Annotated in this window: 17 protein-coding genes; 8 read left to right on the plus strand and 9 right to left on the minus strand. The window is 56.7% G+C overall.

Annotated elements, in window-relative coordinates; genetic code table 11:
* Positions 1–36: 36 nt before the first annotated feature.
* Complete coding sequence (gene coxB, locus ACFSKT_RS16095; RefSeq protein ID WP_377717908.1) at positions 37–1,080, minus strand: cytochrome c oxidase subunit II; 1,044 nt, start codon at positions 1,078–1,080, stop codon at positions 37–39.
* Positions 1,081–1,420: 340 nt separating this feature from the next.
* Here coxB and ACFSKT_RS16100 point away from each other — a divergent pair, with 340 nt between their 5' ends.
* The 7 genes from ACFSKT_RS16100 (at position 1,421) to ACFSKT_RS16130 (ending at position 6,888) form a co-directional block, all read left to right on the plus strand.
* Positions 1,421–2,191, plus strand: coding sequence for a hypothetical protein (locus ACFSKT_RS16100; RefSeq protein WP_377717909.1), 771 nt, complete (start codon positions 1,421–1,423; stop codon positions 2,189–2,191).
* A 240-nt stretch (positions 2,192–2,431) separates the two neighbouring features.
* Positions 2,432–3,208, plus strand: coding sequence for an ABC transporter permease (locus tag ACFSKT_RS16105; RefSeq protein ID WP_377717910.1), 777 nt, complete (start codon positions 2,432–2,434; stop codon positions 3,206–3,208).
* On the plus strand, positions 3,205–3,996 hold the full coding sequence (locus tag ACFSKT_RS16110) for an ABC transporter permease (RefSeq protein ID WP_377717911.1): 792 nt from the start codon (positions 3,205–3,207) through the stop codon (positions 3,994–3,996). The genes ACFSKT_RS16105 and ACFSKT_RS16110 overlap by 4 nt, the downstream gene beginning before the upstream one ends.
* A 43-nt stretch (positions 3,997–4,039) precedes the next feature.
* Positions 4,040–5,008, plus strand: coding sequence for an ABC transporter ATP-binding protein (locus tag ACFSKT_RS16115; protein WP_377717912.1), 969 nt, complete (start codon positions 4,040–4,042; stop codon positions 5,006–5,008).
* A gap of 135 nt (positions 5,009–5,143) precedes the next feature.
* Positions 5,144–5,602: a MarR family winged helix-turn-helix transcriptional regulator gene (locus ACFSKT_RS16120; RefSeq protein WP_377717913.1), complete on the plus strand. Its 459-nt coding sequence runs from the start codon at positions 5,144–5,146 to the stop codon at positions 5,600–5,602.
* A gap of 83 nt (positions 5,603–5,685) precedes the next feature.
* Complete coding sequence (locus tag ACFSKT_RS16125; RefSeq protein ID WP_377717983.1) at positions 5,686–6,069, plus strand: DoxX family protein; 384 nt, start codon at positions 5,686–5,688, stop codon at positions 6,067–6,069.
* A 42-nt stretch (positions 6,070–6,111) separates the two neighbouring features.
* Positions 6,112–6,888, plus strand: coding sequence for a pirin family protein (locus tag ACFSKT_RS16130; RefSeq protein WP_377717914.1), 777 nt, complete (start codon positions 6,112–6,114; stop codon positions 6,886–6,888).
* Positions 6,889–7,037: 149 nt separating this feature from the next.
* Here ACFSKT_RS16130 and ACFSKT_RS16135 read toward each other — a convergent pair whose 3' ends face one another.
* The 7 genes from ACFSKT_RS16135 to nrdI form a co-directional block, all read right to left on the minus strand.
* Entirely contained in the window at positions 7,038–8,357 is a 1,320-nt protein-coding gene (locus ACFSKT_RS16135; protein ID WP_377717915.1) for a phytoene desaturase family protein, read from the minus strand.
* 257 nt (positions 8,358–8,614) lie between these two features.
* On the minus strand, positions 8,615–9,511 hold the full coding sequence (locus tag ACFSKT_RS16140; protein WP_377717916.1) for an RNA polymerase sigma-70 factor: 897 nt from the start codon (positions 9,509–9,511) through the stop codon (positions 8,615–8,617).
* A 138-nt stretch (positions 9,512–9,649) separates the two neighbouring features.
* The gene (locus ACFSKT_RS16145; RefSeq protein ID WP_377717917.1) at positions 9,650–11,071 is read right to left on the minus strand and encodes a SulP family inorganic anion transporter; all 1,422 of its coding nucleotides are present in this window, start codon (positions 11,069–11,071) and stop codon (positions 9,650–9,652) included.
* Between the two features lie 138 nt (positions 11,072–11,209).
* Positions 11,210–12,016, minus strand: a complete 807-nt coding sequence (locus tag ACFSKT_RS16150; protein WP_377717918.1) for a (2Fe-2S)-binding protein — start codon at positions 12,014–12,016, stop codon at positions 11,210–11,212.
* Positions 12,017–12,330: 314 nt separating this feature from the next.
* Positions 12,331–13,281, minus strand: a complete 951-nt coding sequence (nrdF, locus tag ACFSKT_RS16155; protein ID WP_377717984.1) for a class 1b ribonucleoside-diphosphate reductase subunit beta — start codon at positions 13,279–13,281, stop codon at positions 12,331–12,333.
* A 41-nt stretch (positions 13,282–13,322) separates the two neighbouring features.
* Complete coding sequence (gene nrdE / locus ACFSKT_RS16160; RefSeq protein ID WP_377717919.1) at positions 13,323–15,407, minus strand: class 1b ribonucleoside-diphosphate reductase subunit alpha; 2,085 nt, start codon at positions 15,405–15,407, stop codon at positions 13,323–13,325.
* The gene (gene nrdI / locus ACFSKT_RS16165; RefSeq protein ID WP_377717920.1) at positions 15,394–15,753 is read right to left on the minus strand and encodes a class Ib ribonucleoside-diphosphate reductase assembly flavoprotein NrdI; all 360 of its coding nucleotides are present in this window, start codon (positions 15,751–15,753) and stop codon (positions 15,394–15,396) included. The genes nrdE and nrdI overlap by 14 nt, the downstream gene beginning before the upstream one ends.
* 697 nt (positions 15,754–16,450) lie before the next feature.
* On the opposite strand from nrdI, the gene ACFSKT_RS16170 reads away from it, so the two are divergent.
* The gene (locus ACFSKT_RS16170) at positions 16,451–16,855 is read left to right on the plus strand and encodes a hypothetical protein (RefSeq protein WP_377717921.1); all 405 of its coding nucleotides are present in this window, start codon (positions 16,451–16,453) and stop codon (positions 16,853–16,855) included.
* Here the strand turns inward: ACFSKT_RS16170 and ACFSKT_RS16175 are convergent.
* The gene (locus tag ACFSKT_RS16175) at positions 16,850–17,359 is read right to left on the minus strand and encodes a CBO0543 family protein (RefSeq protein ID WP_377717922.1); all 510 of its coding nucleotides are present in this window, start codon (positions 17,357–17,359) and stop codon (positions 16,850–16,852) included. The genes ACFSKT_RS16170 and ACFSKT_RS16175 overlap by 6 nt on opposite strands.
* Positions 17,360–17,713 lie beyond the last annotated feature (354 nt).

Below are 17,713 nucleotides of genomic sequence, written 5' to 3' on the forward strand. Positions count from 1 at the left end.
ATGAGCCAAAGTAGGTACCCCCTTAATCCGCCAGTATTAATAATCAAGCTTCAGATCGGCCAAGTATTTCGCAATCGCATCCAACTGCTGCTCGGACATTTCGACCTTCGGCATTAACGAACCCGGTTTGATTCCTTGTGGATCTTTGATCCAAGCTTTCAAGTTCTCTTCCACCGAGCCTTCGTTGGCATACTTCGGATCGTCCGTGTTGATCAGAATGCCTGCTACCGATTCGCGGCTGCCGATACCCGTCAGGTTCGGATACATGAGACCGCCTTTATCGCCTACCGCATGGCAGGACAAGCACTGATTCGTGAGCAAGTCTGCGATTTCTTGGTCGGCCGGAAGCGCTACCGGAGATTTCTGAGCTGCTACCCACCGTTCGAACGATGCGCGATCCACGACCTTGACTTTAAAGTCCATCAAGGAATGGGAAGGTCCGCAAAGCTCGGCGCACTTACCAAGATATACGCCTTGTTTCGGTGCTTCGAAGTACATGATATTCACGTTGCCGCCCGGGTTCGTATCTATCTTGCCCGCCAGCGAAGGAATCCAGAACGAGTGAAGCACGTCAGCCGTCTTTGCTTCGATCGAGATGACCGCGTCATCCGGAATGAGCAATTCTTGGGCTGTTTTGATTTCGTATGTAGGATACTCGAACTCCCACCAGTACTGGTGAGCCGTTACTTTGACTTGTACCGCGTTTGGATCTTTGGTGTAATCTTCTGCAAGGCCGAAAACGGTCTTGATCGTAGGCACACCGAGGATGATCAGCAGGATAATCGGAATGACCGTCCAAATGACCTCTAGCTTATGGTTGCCCTCCACCTGGACCGGAACCGTTTTGTCGCCTGGGCGACGGCGGAATCGAATAATTACGTAGAGCGCGATTGCAAACACGACAATGACAACCAAAATCATGATCGTGATGGACAGTTTCATTAGTCCGAATTGTTCTTCGGCAACCGGTCCTTGCGGTCTTAGTGTCGACAGGTCAGCTCGTCCGCATGCTGACAGCAGCAACACCATTCCGGCAAGAAGCGGCATGAGCCGTTTTAGAACGTGCCACCGATTCATCATCAATCAACCCCACTTTTGACGTTTTCGCTTCGGCCGTGATGGCAAAAAAAAACGACCTACTGCGTGAAATACCTAGCTGTGTAGACAACTTCCGCAATCTAATCACTTTAATTAATATAAAGTTGGAGGTGCTTTTTGTCAATGTGAGTTCACACATTGTTCTCAAAGCTGTCATATTTGCAATTTGACTGTTTTCAAAGGTTTTGCACCTCCGAAAACCCGTATCACTATCCTTCATTGTGCTCCAAAACCATGGGTCTTTATGTATGGGACGCCCGCGCATATTTCGATTGGCCTGGCTCATCATAAGAACAATCCGATACGGAAGGAGAAACTGATTATGACCAGGGAGTATTTGCGGAGGACGCTCGTGCCTCTAATCGTCCTTGCCCTCGCGTTCGGTCCCGGCTTGAGCGGCTGCGGGTACAAGCGATACGTGCAAAACAGCACCTACGATTACGGAACGAAGCAAAAGAGCGATCCGAAGATGCTCGGCAGCCGCATGTACGGCGCCGCTACCGCCAATCCGTACCAGCACGACAACCACTGGGTCGAATACAGCTCCATCCTCTCCGCCGACGTCTCCAACATTAACGGAGTTGCGGCCGCGCTCGTATTCCTGACCGATAAAAACGCGTATGTCGGCATGACGCTCGATTGGACTGCGACCGGCACGAAGAAGACAGGCGGCGCGGGTTCAAGGGAACAAGACAATACAGGCTCCAACGAAGGCGTATATAATGTAGATAATGGCAGTCCTTATTGGAATAACCAGCGCATTGCGGGCCCTTACAATTCTTACTTCACGGTTAACGACCACAACCAAATATCGAGCGAGCTCAAACAAACGATAGCCGTCCAGATCCGCCGCATAGCACCGACGGTGCAAGAGGTGCATATCTCGGCCAATCAGGAGTTCGTCAACCATCTCGTCCAGTATGCGCAAGAAGCGTGGGCCGGCCGACCGCTTGCCCCATGGCATGATTCATTCAACCAGCTGGTGAAGCATCAGTTCGAAGGCGGCAACGAAGTACCTGCGCCGATCAACGTCCAGAAGCTTCAGCACGCCGGTTCGGCGGGCGGCACGATCGGCTCGGATCTGCAACATTAATGAGACACGAATAGACCAAGACCGCTTCTTACGAAGCGGTCTTATTCATTCCCTACCAAAAAAATCACTTCTATTATATATAGCAACGTAGGCGTGCATTCCTTGTAAAATAAAGGTTGAACCAACAGCCGCATTAGGTTATGATAACGTTCCGCTGATTTTACGCATTTCACCACCGCATCCGCGCAGGGACCGGCGCCGTTACCCCGCTCCCGCAGCATCTGATGAAAGAGGTGGACCATGCTGTTCCTCGTTTTGGCGCGCAAATCGTATTTGCGCAATCTGCAGTACCGAAGTTCCCACATGATTCACAATATCGCCAGCTGCTTATTCGGCTTCATCTACATTTACATCTGGGTAGGGATTGCCGATGATAATTCGCTTGGCGAATACGGCGTAAACGGCATGATTAGTTACGTCGCGTTCAATCAATGCAGTCTTTGGGTCACCTCCTTCTTGACGAACGGCTTGGGCATCGGGCAATCCGTCCGGACCGGACAGATCGCCACCGACTTGATGCGCCCTGCGCATTTGTTCTATCAGTCCATGAGCAAAGAATGGGGTCAAATCGCGTATCAACTCACGTATAAATTCATCCCGATCTATCTCCTCTACTTCATCGTGTTCCCGCTTCATGTTCCCGGTTCTTGGGCCACGATCGCATGGACAGCTGTCGCGCTCCTGACAGGCGCATATATCTCGATTTGCATCAATTATCTGATCGGCGCCGCTGCGCTATGGACAACGGAATCACACTGGCTGTATTGGGTGAACTTCGCGCTCAGCCAGCTGTTATCCGGTTTCCTGATCCCGGTCGACTGGCTGCCCAGCTGGCTGCAATCGGTGAGCGGTGCCTCCTTCTATCCGTTTCTTCATTATATCCCGGCAAAAATCTACCTCGGTCTCGAACAAGCGGATGCGCTCTTCGCCGCATGCGCGTGGGCCGCGGGGCTTACGTTGCTGTGCTTAGCCATGACCGGATTGATGAGACGGAAAGTCGAGGTGCAGGGCGGATGAATACATGGCGAATATACCGCCTGCTCGTGGCCTCCAGCTTGCGAAGCCGCATGCAGTATAAATTCAATTTCTGGTTCTCTTCGATCATGTCCGCCTTCATTAGCGCGGTCGAATTCGCCATGCTGGCCGTCATTCTCCATAAGTTCGGACACATTCAGGGGTGGAGCCTCGCGGAATCGGGTTATTTGTATGCGGTGCTGCATCTGGCCAGAACGTTATACCGCACCTTCGCCTCCGATGTGCACCACCTGGAGAAATATTTGGTCAGCGGCGATCTCGACGGCTTGCTGCTTCGTCCTGTCCCCGTGCTGCTCGGCTTGATGACGCTGAACGTCTCCATCCGCTTCGGCGAACTCGTACAAGGATTCGTCATCCTCGTCTGGTCGATGCACAGACTGATCGCGAGTGGGCAAATCGGTTTTGCATCCCTGCCGCTTACGCTCATCGCTATCTTCTCCGGCGCGGTGTTGATGTTCGGCATCGGCCTTGCGACCGCTTCGGTCGGATTTTGGATCACGCGCATCGAAGTGCTCCAGAACATTACGGAAGATGCCTCGCGAACGGCCGCGCAATACCCATTGACGATTTACCCCAAATGGATGCAAGGTTTGCTGCTTAGCCTCATTCCGATCGCCTTCGCCAACTATATGCCGGCGCTCTATATTCTCCGCGGACAAGGCGGTTGGTGGCTCCTTGCGGCAGCCGTCGGGGTCGCCCTGTCTGTGCTGGGCGCAGGATGGGCACTATGGCGCATCGGCTTAACCCGTTATCAAAGTACAGGCAGTTAGCCGAGTACGATACTTAGCGATTGATCGATCAAGGAGGCCACGCATGATTACCGTATCGAACTTAACGAAGCAATTCCGTCAGACCGTGCCAAAGGAAGGCCGATTTAGCGGCATACGAACGCTGCTGTCGCGAGACTACAGGGTCAAATATGCCGTGTCGGACATCTCCTTCTCGATTCCGAAGGGCGAATTCGTCGGGTATATCGGTCCTAACGGCGCCGGCAAATCCACGACGATCAAAATGCTGGCCGGCATTCTGCATCCGACTTCCGGCTCCGTGCAAATCGACGGGCTAAGCCCGCATCGCCACAGACGCGCCGTCGCTCGCAAGCTGGGCGTACTCTTCGGGCAGCGCACGCAATTATGGTGGGATTTGCCGACGGTGGACTCGTTCGACATTCTAGCGGCGATGTACGGCATAGAGCCGAAGCGTCAACGGGATCGCATGGGGCTGCTCGCCGAGCTGCTTGAGCTGGATGCCTTTATGACGACGCCCGTCCGCAAGCTCTCGCTTGGCCAGCGCATGCGGGCCGATATAGCCGCCGCACTGCTGCACGATCCGGACATTCTGTTCTTCGATGAACCGACGATCGGGCTGGACGTGACCGCCAAGAAAAACATTCGGGGGTTCCTGCGGCAAATCAACCGAGAGCTCGGCAAAACCATTCTGCTCACCACCCACGACATGGATGATATCGAGCAGTTGTGCAGCCGCGTGATCGTCATTAATGAAGGCGCGCTGAGCTTCGACGGTACGATTCCCGAACTTCGCCGCCGGATCGGACTGCCCACGTTGATGTCCGTTACCTATCGAGGCGAGATCGCCGTGAATCCAAGCGTGCTGCAAACCCTCAACATTAAAGAAGTCGATGGCCGCACCGTCGTTGCCACCTGTAACCGGGAAAAAATGAGCGCGATGGAGGCGCTGCGATTACTCGAGACGCTCGGCGAAATCGAGGACATTCATATGGAGGAACCGAACTTCGAAGATATTGTGCATCATATTTATTAGAAGAAACACGGAGCTGGCCTGCGGTTGGCTCCTATCTAGATGAACTTTTTAAAATAAACGGTTGACATTGTCGTCAAAATCATTTATCTTTAAATCAAGATACTTGATATAAAGAATTGTGAGGAGGTGCCCATCATGAACGAACAACGGGATGCGGAATTAGACAGCGCGCTTCGCTTATTCATCGTCCTCTCCCGGTCGTTCCAATCGGTTAGCGCTCATGCGGCCGCGGATATCCGAAGCTACGGCTTGAATACGACCGAGTTCGGCGTGCTCGACGTGCTCTATCATAAAGGCGAAATGCCCTTGCAGCAGATCGGCGATAAGGTGCTCATGTCCAGCGGGAATATTACTTACGTCGTCGATAAGCTCGAGAAAAAGGAATACGTCCGGCGCAAGTCCAGCCCTTCCGACCGTCGCGTCATCTTTGCGGAGATTACCGAGAAAGGCCGTGCCTTCTTAGACGAGGTGTTCCCGAAACACGAGCGCGTCCTGGAACGAGCGTTAAACGGATTGACGCACGAAGAACGGCTCCAAGCCGCCGCCTTGCTGAAGAAGCTGGGACGCGCCGCGCAAGAACAACAGCTGCCATAGCGCCTCAACGGCAGCTTTTACAAGCACTAATATCTTAATTTAAAGAAACTTAACTTAAAATAATGGAGGTTATTACAATGAACATGGATCTTGGTCTGCTTCTTATTCGTCTGGTTATCGGTATTCTCTTCGCCTTGCATGGCGCCCAAAAGCTGTTCGGCTGGTTCGGCGGTTACGGCATTAAAGGCACGGGCGGCTGGCTCGATTCAATCGGCGTCAAACCTGGCGTGCCCATGGCGATCGCGGTTGGTCTGGCTGAACTCCTCGGCGGCTTGCTCGTTGCATCAGGCTTATGGCTTCCGCTCGGATCGGCTATTCTGATCGCCACGATGATCGGCGCCATCGCGACCGTCCACGGCAAGAATGGACTGTGGGCGACGCAGAACGGGATGGAATACAACCTTGTGTTGATTGCCGCTCTCCTCGGTCTGGCCTTGATTGGCGCTGGCAGCTACTCGGTCTTGTAAGGTATCCTAGTCATAATCGATCTGAATAAGGAGGCGTGCATCATGCAAACAATGATCTACGGACCGGCGCTGCAGGGGAAAGGCTCGTTCGATAACGGCAAAATTGTGGAGCAGAAGCCGATCGGCTTTCCCGGTGAAGGCTCGGTTATGAAAGGTATCGGCCCGCTCTTCTACTGGGCTTGGGCGACCGCATCCGGCGAAGGCGCGATTCCGCTCCACCCTCATCAAGGCTTCGAAATCATGACTTACGTGACGAAGGGCCAGGCGCAGCACGGTGATACGCTCGGCACGCAAAGCACGGTCGGCGCAGGCGGCGCCCAAGTGATGCAGACCGGATCCGGCGTCAGTCACGAGGAGCGTTTCCTCGGTCCCGAAATGGAGGCGTTCCAAATCTGGTTCGAGCCGCACATCCGTCTTGCGCTCCTTCGCCAGCCGACCTATACCCAAGTCGAGCATGAGCGATTCCCGCTGGAGGAAGGCGACGGCTACACGAGGAAAACGGTGCTCGGGGAGACTTCTCCGATCGAGCTCGTGGCCGATGCGCGCATGTGGGATGTCGAGGTGCAACCAGGCCGCACGATTACCCATACGGTGCCGAAAGACCGGACGCTTACGACCTTGGCGATCCGGGGCGGCGGTCAGGTCGACATTGTCGACGAATCGAGCGCGCCATCCGCCTTCGCTCATCGCGATTTCCTCGTCCAACGAGCCGAACGCACACATGAGATCGAGTTTACCGCCCGTGCGGAAGAATCGCTTCGCCTGCTGCTGATCGAAGTCCCTTCCAAAGTCGACTATCCACTGTACCCTAGACGCTGAACCCGTCTCGGTGTCGTCTGATACGCAAAAGTAAGAAGGCCGTTCTCCGCCGCAATGGCAGAACGGCCTTTTTTGGTTCACCTACTCCCCGCGATGCGACGCTAGGAGCATGCCTTGGCCATACGCCCCGCACGCCGATCTCCGTCTCGCTATCCGATCGCTTGCAGCCTTCCCGCTGCTTGCCGACTCGCGATAATCGCGTCCGCTGCGCGGATCGCGCTCTCCGCCGCGGCATCCGCGAGCAGCTCGTCATCGTGGCTGGCCCAGTCGCCGGCCACGGACAGTCCTTCCACCTCAGGCACATGAGGACCTACATTCCTCTGTGAACGGCGCGTATGCATATAATCATGGACGACCGTAATGCGGGGCAAAAATTGTCTCGCGATCAGCTCCTTACGCCAGCCAGGTTGGGCAAGGTCCATCATGTTCTCCAGCAGCCGTTCGTCCGCCTTCGGATCGGAAGGCTCGGTCCCATGGTATTTCGTCACATGGACGACGACCGAACCGTCATCGCTCAGCCGAGCCGAAGCCGAATGATTCGAGAAAAACAGGGGTTGATCGATACCGAGCACGAAGGGGCGCCCCGGCACGGGCAGTTTGCGCAGGCACAGATCCAAGCTCGCCACTGCCGAAGATCGCGCCTCCTCCTTCCACCGGCGCAGCGCGGTCTGCTCTGCATCAGGCACAAGTCGAACGCATTCCGACGGGGACACCGTCATGATCACCCGATCCGCCTCCAGTATGGAGCCATCCTGCAGCCGCACTCCGGTTACCATTTCGCCGCCGGCGCCCCGGACGACTTCCGCAATCCGCTGGCCGGTTCGAAGATCCGCCCCCGACTGAACGGCCGCCGATGCCAGCTGATCCACGATCTGCTGCCAACCGCCATCCACATACAGAAGCCCCTCCTTGAACGAGCGCAGCAGTGTGCGAACGACCGGCTGCGCCAGCTGATGGTCCGGATCCAATGTGTACGACGCCGTCCGGAGCAAGGCGTACAAGATATGCCGAACCGACGGATCGCCCGTCATCCGTTCGGCATATTCGCGAAGCGTCATTCGGGAATCCGGCATGGAAGAAGGTCGGCCTATTTTGAACAACAGCCCCGCCAGACTCGCCTTCCCCTGGATCGTCAAGCAGCTGCCCGACGCGAGCAGCTTCGGCAAGCCGACAAGCCGTCCGCCCCACATCAGCTGCACGCGGTTCGCAGGCGGCGCCGCGCCCGTCACCTTGACGTTCAAGCCGGTCAATACCCGATCGAAGGCGCCGCCTTTGTAGAATGCATGCCCCCCGAGATTGAACAAAGCCCCTCCTTTGCGCACCGACATGCCCCTGCCGCCCAGCGTATCGGAGCGCTCCAGCAGCACGACCGATTCACCAGCTTTCGCCAAACACCCCGCCGCCATTAATCCCGCCAAACCGCCGCCAATAACAACCGTCCTGCCCGACTGACCGCCATATGCCATCATCTTCATCCATCCTTTCGTTATCGCCAACGCCAGGTGATACCGTAAGCTTCCTCCTGGGCGACGAAGGGTCCCATCTCGAAAATCGCCCTTTATCGGCCCCGTGATCGCGGCATTTGCTAACAAGACGGTTGGGACGTACGGGTTGTGACACGGGCGCGGCACTTTTTCGAGGCGTCCAACTAGAACACCGGGCATACCCCGGGCGGCCGAGCAGCCGACCGGAAGACCAGCGCGCAAAAAAAAAGAACCCCTTCGCGCTAGGCGATGGGGCGAATGTGATCGGCTTGCAGCCGCGCCAACTTCTCCGGATTAACCACATAAAACAAATTGACGATCTGCTCGCCGCGCACCTCGAACGACAGGACGCCATGCGGACGTCCATTCTTGAGCGTCACGATGCCGCCCAGCCCGTTCACTTCCGCGAACGCGAAGCTGTACGCGCCCTTCGCCTTCGCCTGAATGCCCAGGAAGAACCGAATAATCCGGTCCGCGCCCAGAATCGGCTTCGTCGCGGCGAGAATTTTGCCCCCTCCGTCATTGCGCATGACGGCATCCGCGGCCAGCACCTCGAGCAGCTTCGGCACGCTGCCGCTCTGCATCGCTTCCGCGAAGCGCAGCACCAGCTCGGCCGTCTTTCCATGCAGCGACGGCGTGGCGAGCGGCGCCTCGCCGATGCTGCGTTTGGCCCGCCGGAAAATTTGACGGCAATTCACGCTGCTTTTCCCCACGACGTCCGCGATCTCGTCGTATTCGAAATCCAGCACCTCCCGCAGCAGAAACACGGCCCGCTCCGTCCAAGTCAGCTGCTGCAGCAGCAGCAAATAGGCGGTGGACAGCGACTCTTTGTGCACATACCGATTTAACGGATCGCCCTCCAAGCTCCCGCCATCGTCCGTGATGACCGGCTCGGGCAGCCACGGCCCGATGTAGGTCTCCCGCTTGCTCGCGCTGCCGCGCAGCTTGTCGATGCAGCGGTTGGCGACCATTTTGCACAAATACGACTTGGCGCTGCGCACGTTCGCCTCTGGTACTTGAGCGAACGCGATAAACGTATCCTGCACGATATCCTCCGCGTCCGCCGCGCTCCCCAGCATCCGATACGCCAGTCCGATCAGCATCCCCCGATGCTCGCGGTACAATTGTTCCGTCTCCATTCAAGCCCCACGCTCCGATCCGCAATCTCTTCCCTTACTCCTATGACGAACATCAGCCGCTGAATGTGACAACATGCGCTTATATAAAAAAAGCACATCCGCCTCGTCATCCGAGTCCTGATGTGCAATCTTGCTCCCTTATTGCGCCGCCTGCGCGGCTCTTCCATCCGTACGGCTGACGGTTACCCGCTTGCCGGCCTTCGTCAACCGGTCGACGGTCTTCGCAAGCGCCAGCTCGGCCGTATGATCCCACACCTTCGTACCGGTCAGATCGATATGAACCTCTTCCGCTTCGCACGCATCGTCGATGCGCATCTCCAGTTCGGCCGCGGAGGCGAAGAACAACTGGCCTTGAATGCGATACGTCCGTTTCTTACCTTCCCATTCGCTGCCCACCTGCATCCGCGAGGCGTTCACCGCGAAGAGGATGAAGCTGACGAGCACGCCGACAAGTACGCCGATCGCCAGATCATGCGTGGCCACGACGGCCCCGACCGTAATGAGCATGACGATCGTCTCGCTGGCCGGCACCTGGTTCATCTTGAAGATCGACTTCCAGTCGAAGATCGAGACGCACACCATGAGCATAATGCCGACAAGCGCCGCCATCGGCACCATGGCCAACACGTCGCCAAGCACGAGGACGAGCAGCAGCAGGAAGAGCGCCGCCACGAGCGTGGACAATCGGTTCCGCCCGCCCATCTTCACGTTCAGTACAGACTCCGCCACGAGCGCGCAGCCCGCCATGCCGCCGAAGAAGCCCGCCACGAAGTTCGCGATGCCCTGTCCGCGCATCTCGCGGTTCTTGTCCGTCCGTTGGCCCGTCATCTCGTCCAGCAGATTATGCGTGAGCAGCGTCTCGGTGAATCCGACGATCGCAAGCGAGAACGACGTGGGCAAAATAATCATCAGCGTCTCCCAATTGAGCGGCACGTCCGGGAACAAGAACGCCGGCAACGACGCGTCGATCTCCCCGACGCGGGCCACGCCGTCCATGCCGGTCGCCCACACGGCGAATGTCAGCAGCACGACCGCGACGAGCGGCGACGGGATCGCCTTGAAATAACGCGGCAAAATATAAATAATCGCGAGCGCGGCCGCAGCCAACGCATACATCGTCCACGACGCATCCTTGAAATAACGCAGCTGCGACATGAAAATCAGAATCGCAAGCGCGTTCACGAAGCCGATCAGCACGCCTTGCGGCACGAAATTCATCAGCTTCCCCAGCTTGAAAACGCCCATTAAATATTGAATGACGCCCGTCAGCACCGTGGCCGCGAACAAATACTGAATCCCATGCTCTTCCACCAGCGTCAGCATCAGAACCGCCATCGAGCCGGCCGCCGCCGAGATCATCCCGGGCCGACCGCCCAGGAATGTAATAAGAATCAAGATGCAGATCGTCGCGTAGATGCCGACCTGCGGCGGTACGCCCGCCATGAACGAAAACGCGAGCGAGTCCGGGATGAGCGCAAGCGTGGCGGTCATCCCCGCCAGTACGTTGCCTTTCACATCCATCGTCCACTGCTCGCGCCATGAAGTTGCCGTTAAAGCCATAGTCCACCTCGTCCTTAAGAAGATCCCGTACCATACCGTCCCAGCCGGGGGTAATTCGCTTCGGTTATGATACCCTCTTTAGGATGATGCAGTCAAGCGTTTTGATTCGTTACTTTATATTGGTTATCGGCTGCCCGATTACTTCGCAGCCACCGCGTTCGCTTGGCGGTAAGCTTCGCGCTTCGCCTCGCGGTCGTTCTCCTTCAGCTTCGGACACGTATAGCAATATTCCTTGGCGCTCGTCTTGTAATACATGCAGCAGACGTTCTTCATGCGCACTTGTTTGTTGCAGTCCCGCATATCTTCAATGTACCTCGGCTTGGCCGTGAACGGGTTCTTCGCGCGATCCAGCAGCGCGGGATCCAGCTGCTTGAGCAGCTCGTAATCCTGGGACAGCCGAGTCTTCGCCGCTTCGTCCTCCAGCGTGGTAAGCAGATACTCCACGTAGTAGTTCGAATAGGTAGGCATTTGACCCCACAGATGGCCGATATTCATACCGGAGACCGCTTCGATCGAGCGGAAGATCGGCAGAATCGTCTCGTGATAGAATTCGCCCAGCGCATTCGTTACCCACGCTTCTCGCTCCGCTTCGCCGGTCGGGCCCTCCGGGCAATCCGTACCGATGACGAACGAGATTTTATAATAGGTGCCCATGGAAATGAGCTGAAGCGTCACCTGATCGAGCGAGGCCGGAAGCCGCCGATTCCAGAGCGACAACGCTGCTTGATAGCCCTGGGCAAAGCTGCCGAACGTGCTGCCGAAAATCGCGCCCACCGTATCGAGGCCTTCCGCCTGGAGCAGCGGCACGTACGTATCCAGCACTTCGCGGACGACTTCTGGACGAAGCAAATCCGCCGCCGGCACTGTCATGAGCGCCTGCTCCTGCAAGCTCGTGCGTATGCCGAACGTCTGCTCCAGCTTGCCGTAATCGATCATGTTCTCCATCCCTCATGCGCCTCCTTGGTTCCCGACCGGTTATCGGTCTATACCTCGTTCTCATTCGCTCTCATCTATTGCGCCACAGCGTTAGGCCGGGGATACTCCGCAAGTTCCGCCAACAGCCTACGCATCCTGATCAAATCGATATCGGGAGTCGCATCCCGTCATTATTGATTCTCATTCTCAATCCATTATAGCCGATTTGCGAATTGAGAACTAGTTTCAATTGCAAAAAAATAAAGACGCTTCCTCCGATTTCGGAGAAAGCGTCTGAGAGCAAGGCCGGCGGTATGCGGACCTGCTTGGATGCCAGCTATCGTTTAGAAACGGAAATCGTCGTCCGTCAGCGGCTCGACGTGGATCGTCCGCACATAGCCATTGCCCTTCTTCGAGAAGAAGTCATGCTGCTTCGTGCGCGTGCTGATGCCATTGAACACGATCGGATTGACGTCCTCTTCCGGGAAAATCGGATCGAGGCCGAGGTTCATGAGCGCCTTGTTCGCGTTGTAGCGGACGAACTTCTTCACTTCCTCGGTCAGGCCGACCGTGCCGTAGAGCGACTCCGTATACTTCTCTTCGTTCGCGTGCAGCAGCTGGAGCAAGCCGTGGAACGTCTCGAGCGCCTCGCGCTGCTCCTCCGCGTCCAGCTTCGCGAACACCTCCTGCGCCAGCACGCCGACGTACAGGCCGTGGATGCTCTCGTCGCGCAGGATCAGGTCAATGATCTCGCCGCTGCTCGTCATTTTGCCTTGACCGGCCAAATAGAGCGGGTAGAAGAAGCCGCTGTAGAATAGGTAGCTCTCCAGCAGCACGGATGCCGCCATCGCCAAGTAGAGGCTCTTCGGCGAGTCGATGTCCTTATAATACTGGGAAATGGTCTCCGCTTTGAGCTGCAGATGTTCATTGTTCTCGACCCAGCGGAATACGCCGTCGATCTCTTCCGTGGACGCCAGCGTCGTGAAGATGCTGGAGTACGACTTGGCATGGATTTGCTCCATCATGCCCATGAAGCCGAGCACCGCCTTGCGCTGCAAGCCGTCGACATGCTCGAGAATCTTCGGCATGCCCACGCCGCCCTGAACGGTATCGAGCAGCGTCAAGCCGCCCAGCACCTTCATGTACAGCTCGCGCTCCGCGTCGTTCAGCGTCAGCCACGACATTTTGTCGTCGGAAAGCGGGATTTCCTCGTCGGTCCAGAATTGCATAATATTCTGATTCCAGAAGGTGATCGTGAAATCATCGTCCGGTCGGTTCCAATTGACAGCTCTCATGCTCATGCGTGTTTCCCCTTCCCATGGTAAAACTGCGCGGTTTACACCGCGCAGCTGATGCACTCTTCCACCGAAAGGCGGTTCGTGCGCGTATAGTAGAGCGACTTCAGCCCTTTGCTTGCCGCATAGATATAGTAACGGGCCAATTGGCGCGTTGTCACGTCGCTGTTGACGTGGAGCACCGTGGAGATGCCTTGATCGACGTGCGGCTGGATCTCCGCGATCAGGTCCAGCACCTTCAGCTGATCCATCTGGTAAGCCGACTTGTAGAAGAAGAAGTTCTCCTTGTTCATGAACGGCATCGGATAATACGTCGTCGAGTTCGCGTACGTGCGCGTCTCGATCTGCTCGACGATCGGCATGACGCTGCTCGTCGCGTTCTGGATGTACGAGATGCTCTGCGTCGGCGCGATCGCCATCCGGTACGCATTGTACAGGCCGTGCGTCTTCACTTGCTCGCGCAGCGCCGCCCATTGCTCCGGCCCCGGCACGTCCATGCCTTCGAAGAGTCCTTTGACCTTCTCGCTCGTCGGACGGTAGTCCGTCGCCACGTAACGGTCGAAGTACGTGCCGCTCGCGTAGTCGGACTTCTCGAAGCCTTCGAACGTGATGCCCGTGTCGCGCGCGATCTCCATGCTTTTCTCGATGGAATAGAAATTCATCATCATGAAGAACGTGCGGGCGAATTCCTTCGCGTCCTCGCTCTCGTAGGCGATTTTGTTCTTGGCGAGGTAACCGTGCAGGTTCATCGCGCCAAGACCGACCGAGTGCAGCTCGCGGTTCGCTTTCGCGACGCCCGGCGCGTTCGCGATCGTCGTCATGTCGCTGACGGCCGTCAGCGCGACCATGCCTTCGAATACCGATTCGCGCAGCTTCTTGTGCTCCATGACGTTCGCGATGTTCAGCGAAGCCAGGTTGCAGCTGATATCGCGGAGGATCTTGTCCTCGGTGCCGTAGTCGCCGATCTCCGACGTCTCCTGCAGCTGGAAGATCTCCGTGCACAGGTTGGACATCTTAATCTGTCCGATCCCGGAGAGCGCATGCGCCGCGTTGGCGTTCGTCTTGTTCATAATATATGGGTAGCCCGATTCGAGCTGGATGGTCGCAATCTTCACGAGCATGTCGCGCGCGCTCATAACCGCTTTCTTCTTGACGCGGTCGTCCGCGAGCAGCGTGTCGTACATCTCGTCCATGTCCAGGTCGTCCAGATGCTTGCCGTACGCCTTATACACCGTGTACGGGGCGAATACGTGCAGCATCTCGTTGGCTTCGGCCAGCTTGTAGAAGCGGTTCGGCACGATCAGGCCGATCGACAGCGTCTTGATGCGGGACTTCTCGTCCGCGTTGATCTTCTTGCTGTCGAGGAACTCCATGACGTCCCAGCCGAAAATGTTGTAGTACGCCGCGCCGGAGCCTTTGCGCTGACCCATCTGGTCCGCGTAGGAGAACGCGTCCTCCATCAGCTTCAGCACCGGCATGATGCCTTTGGCCGCGCCTTCGACGCCCTTGATGGATTCGCCGCGCCCGCGCAGCTTGGACAGGTTGACGGCTACGCCGCCGCCGATCTTGGACAGCTGCATGCACGTCGCCAGCACATAGTTGATCGAGTTGAGCGAATCGTCCGCTTCGAGCAGGAAGCAGGACACCATCTCGCCGCGGCGGCTCTTGCCCGCGTTCAGGAACGTCGGGGTCGCCGGCTGCAGCCGCTGCTCCATCATGGAAGCCGCGAGCGTGCGCGCCGTGGCGCCGTTGCCGCGGCCCAGATGCAGCGCGACGATCGCCACGCGGTCCGGGTAATGCTCGAGGTACAGGGAGTGGTCGTTGCTCTTCACGGCATAATCCGTGTAGAACTTCGACGCGGCCATATACGACGGGAATCGGAAATCGTAGTCGTGCGTGATCCGGTATACGTCCTCGACTTCCTCGGCCGTATACTTCTCGTACAGATCCTCGTAATAGTCGTTATCAATCATATACCGGACTTTATCGGCCGTGCTCGTGAACACCACGCTCTTCCGGTATACCTCTTCCATAAACGCCTCTACGGCTTCTTGATCGCGCTCCAGCTGAAAAAATCCGTCCGCATCGCGCTGCATGAGCAAATTGTTCAATTCAATATGCTTCAACTGCCCGCACCCCCTGTTCAAATCGCTCAACGTCTCTCGCCGTGCCGGCGAGCTCGAATTTATGCAAGACCGGAACCCCGTACATACGAGATATAGTGTCCGCGCTCTTGGCGAACCCCTCTCCCCAATTTCGGTTTCCGCTTGCGCAAACGCCCTTCAATCGCTCATGATTCCGGCGCAAGAAAGCTTGCACCCGGTCAGGGACTTGCCCGAATCCGGTCGTATAGGTGATCAGCACGAAAGGCTCGTCCACCGTCATCGTTTCATCGATTTGAACCGAGCGGGCTTGGACTTTTTCGACAAATCTTCGTACGTTTCCTGTACGGGAATCATAAGCGATCAACATGGCCATTCTCTCTCCTTATACACAGATACTACGAAAGTTGTTCGTAAGTATGCTATACACAGTCTGCTTCGACTTCAACCATATGTAGTCGGCCGAAACTAAATCTATATCAATATATAGTGTTTGTCAATCGTTCTCCCCCTCTCAAACTCGCAATGATACCCTTCATTCCAGCAACCGCGCCACTTTGCTAGATTCGAAAAATTTTTCGACACAAAAAGCGCCGTTTCGTAGCAATCGGCGGTAAGCCTTTTCACTGCGGCACTTCTGAAATTCCTGCCCGAAAATCGGGATTTTGGGAATTTTTTTCGTTCTTGTGGACAGCCTGTGGACGGGATGTGGAGCATTTGTGGACGGCGTGTGGATGGCATGTGGACGATTGTCGAATGCGGGGAGGAAATCGTTGGAGCGGCATCCTTGCAAGCGGTGTTTATCAACAGGCCACCACTAGATATAGTGTTGCCTGCCCAAGGTTAGACGGGGCGGAAACGGTACCGGAGGATGGCTTAGAAACGGTCGATGATTGGACTTGGAGCGACGGGGATCCGAGATGCGGCGAACAGCTCGCGAAGCGGGCCGACGCAAGCGGCATTTTAAGATCATTTTCAGCTTCGCTTTAGGAAGGCTTCAGCTTGCCGCGCTATAGTGGGAAACAATGGCATGATGCCGCAAGCACGCAAAAGGAGGACGCCCGCCGATGACCACCGCGCGACGATGCGCCAGACTCGCCCTTAACCTCATCCTCTCGCTCGCTCTGTTCGCCTCCGGCGCGACCGTCTTGGCGTCCGCGGACCGCTGGTTCGCCGGTACGGCGCGAACGACCGGAGCGCAAGGCGATCCGGCGATCCGCGCACACGCCGCATCCGCGGTTGCGGAGGGAATCGTACGTCCCCCTTTCTCACGCGCGCGGATGCCGGAACCCGGCCTTCCCCTTGGCTTCTTCGCCCGGCTCGGCCTGCTGATCGCGGTCGATCTGGCTGCCGTCAGCGCCATGCTGCTGGCCGTATCGCGCGTGGTTCGCGGCTTACGGACGCAACGCGGTCCGACCGCTCCGCTTCCAGGGAAGGCCGGGCTGCGCCCTCCGTCCGCCGATCGGTCATAGGAGCGGCACCCGGAAAAGAACCAGCCATACCCCCGCGCAGACGACGCTCAGCGCGTAGGCCATCCGCGGTCGCTTGCTGTGCAGCGCCAGCATCGGGAACATTTCGCAATAGAACAGCAGCGACCACGACATGCTCCAACCGTTCTCGTGCGATATTCCCCTCAGCATCAAAAATAACCACTCCCATGTGGCATAAGCCGCGATCCATCCCAGCATATACCGCCCCTTCGCCTTCCATGTCCCCTCCCACGGAAAACACGCTAAGTAAAGCAGCGCCGTCAGCGGGAGAAACATCAGCGTATACAGAAGCTCCGTGGCGTAACGGCTCCCTATTGGCTTCTGGAGCTCATACACCCATAGCGGATATTGCGCGCAGAAGTAATGGTAAGCCAGATCGCAAATGATTATGTACAGAATCGTGGCGTGGTAGTTCCTCCATTTCGCGAATGCGGCTTGCCGCCAATTTATCGCCAGCAGAGCTGCGACGACGCCGATATGCATCATTCCTTCGTTACCTCTTTCATATTACTTTATTTTCCAACATTATGTTCCCTTTCCCCTCCCCTCATACGATTATTTTCCAATTATCTGTAAATTATTGCGTTGCGCGGGCGGCGCTGGGCGCCTGGGTTTCATTCGGGTGGATCATAAAGGTGATGGCGGCGTCTTCGTTGCGATTCGCGTTTCACGCGTTGGCGGCCGGCATTAGGCAAGAATCGAGGATTAACAATTGAGGATTAAGATTGCGGGAGAAAATCGAGCCGGATATCGACCGGCCGGCGGAGAAGTGCAGGAGGGATGCAAGCAGCCCCGCAAAATACGGAGCATGCTCTCATGTCCGGGAAGTACGGATTCCCA

Source organism: Paenibacillus xanthanilyticus (assembly GCF_042682185.1).
Classification (GTDB): Bacteria; Bacillota; Bacilli; order Paenibacillales; family Paenibacillaceae; genus Paenibacillus_Z; species Paenibacillus_Z xanthanilyticus.

Excerpts from the sequence above, each read along its gene's own strand:
- coxB (WP_377717908.1), bottom strand. The coding sequence starts at position 1,080 with ATGATGAATCGGTGGCACGTTCTAAAACGGCTCATGCCGCTTCTTGCC.
- ACFSKT_RS16100 (WP_377717909.1), top strand. The coding sequence starts at position 1,421 with ATGACCAGGGAGTATTTGCGGAGGACGCTCGTGCCTCTAATCGTCCTT.
- ACFSKT_RS16105 (WP_377717910.1), top strand. The coding sequence starts at position 2,432 with ATGCTGTTCCTCGTTTTGGCGCGCAAATCGTATTTGCGCAATCTGCAG.
- ACFSKT_RS16110 (WP_377717911.1), top strand. The coding sequence starts at position 3,205 with ATGAATACATGGCGAATATACCGCCTGCTCGTGGCCTCCAGCTTGCGA.
- ACFSKT_RS16115 (WP_377717912.1), top strand. The coding sequence starts at position 4,040 with ATGATTACCGTATCGAACTTAACGAAGCAATTCCGTCAGACCGTGCCA.
- ACFSKT_RS16120 (WP_377717913.1), top strand. The coding sequence starts at position 5,144 with ATGAACGAACAACGGGATGCGGAATTAGACAGCGCGCTTCGCTTATTC.
- ACFSKT_RS16125 (WP_377717983.1), top strand. The coding sequence starts at position 5,686 with ATGGATCTTGGTCTGCTTCTTATTCGTCTGGTTATCGGTATTCTCTTC.
- ACFSKT_RS16130 (WP_377717914.1), top strand. The coding sequence starts at position 6,112 with ATGCAAACAATGATCTACGGACCGGCGCTGCAGGGGAAAGGCTCGTTC.
- ACFSKT_RS16135 (WP_377717915.1), bottom strand. The coding sequence starts at position 8,357 with ATGATGGCATATGGCGGTCAGTCGGGCAGGACGGTTGTTATTGGCGGC.
- ACFSKT_RS16140 (WP_377717916.1), bottom strand. The coding sequence starts at position 9,511 with ATGGAGACGGAACAATTGTACCGCGAGCATCGGGGGATGCTGATCGGA.
- ACFSKT_RS16145 (WP_377717917.1), bottom strand. The coding sequence starts at position 11,071 with ATGGCTTTAACGGCAACTTCATGGCGCGAGCAGTGGACGATGGATGTG.
- ACFSKT_RS16150 (WP_377717918.1), bottom strand. The coding sequence starts at position 12,016 with ATGGAGAACATGATCGATTACGGCAAGCTGGAGCAGACGTTCGGCATA.
- nrdF (WP_377717984.1), bottom strand. The coding sequence starts at position 13,281 with ATGAGAGCTGTCAATTGGAACCGACCGGACGATGATTTCACGATCACC.
- nrdI (WP_377717920.1), bottom strand. The coding sequence starts at position 15,753 with ATGTTGATCGCTTATGATTCCCGTACAGGAAACGTACGAAGATTTGTC.
- ACFSKT_RS16170 (WP_377717921.1), top strand. The coding sequence starts at position 16,451 with ATGACCACCGCGCGACGATGCGCCAGACTCGCCCTTAACCTCATCCTC.
- ACFSKT_RS16175 (WP_377717922.1), bottom strand. The coding sequence starts at position 17,359 with ATGATGCATATCGGCGTCGTCGCAGCTCTGCTGGCGATAAATTGGCGG.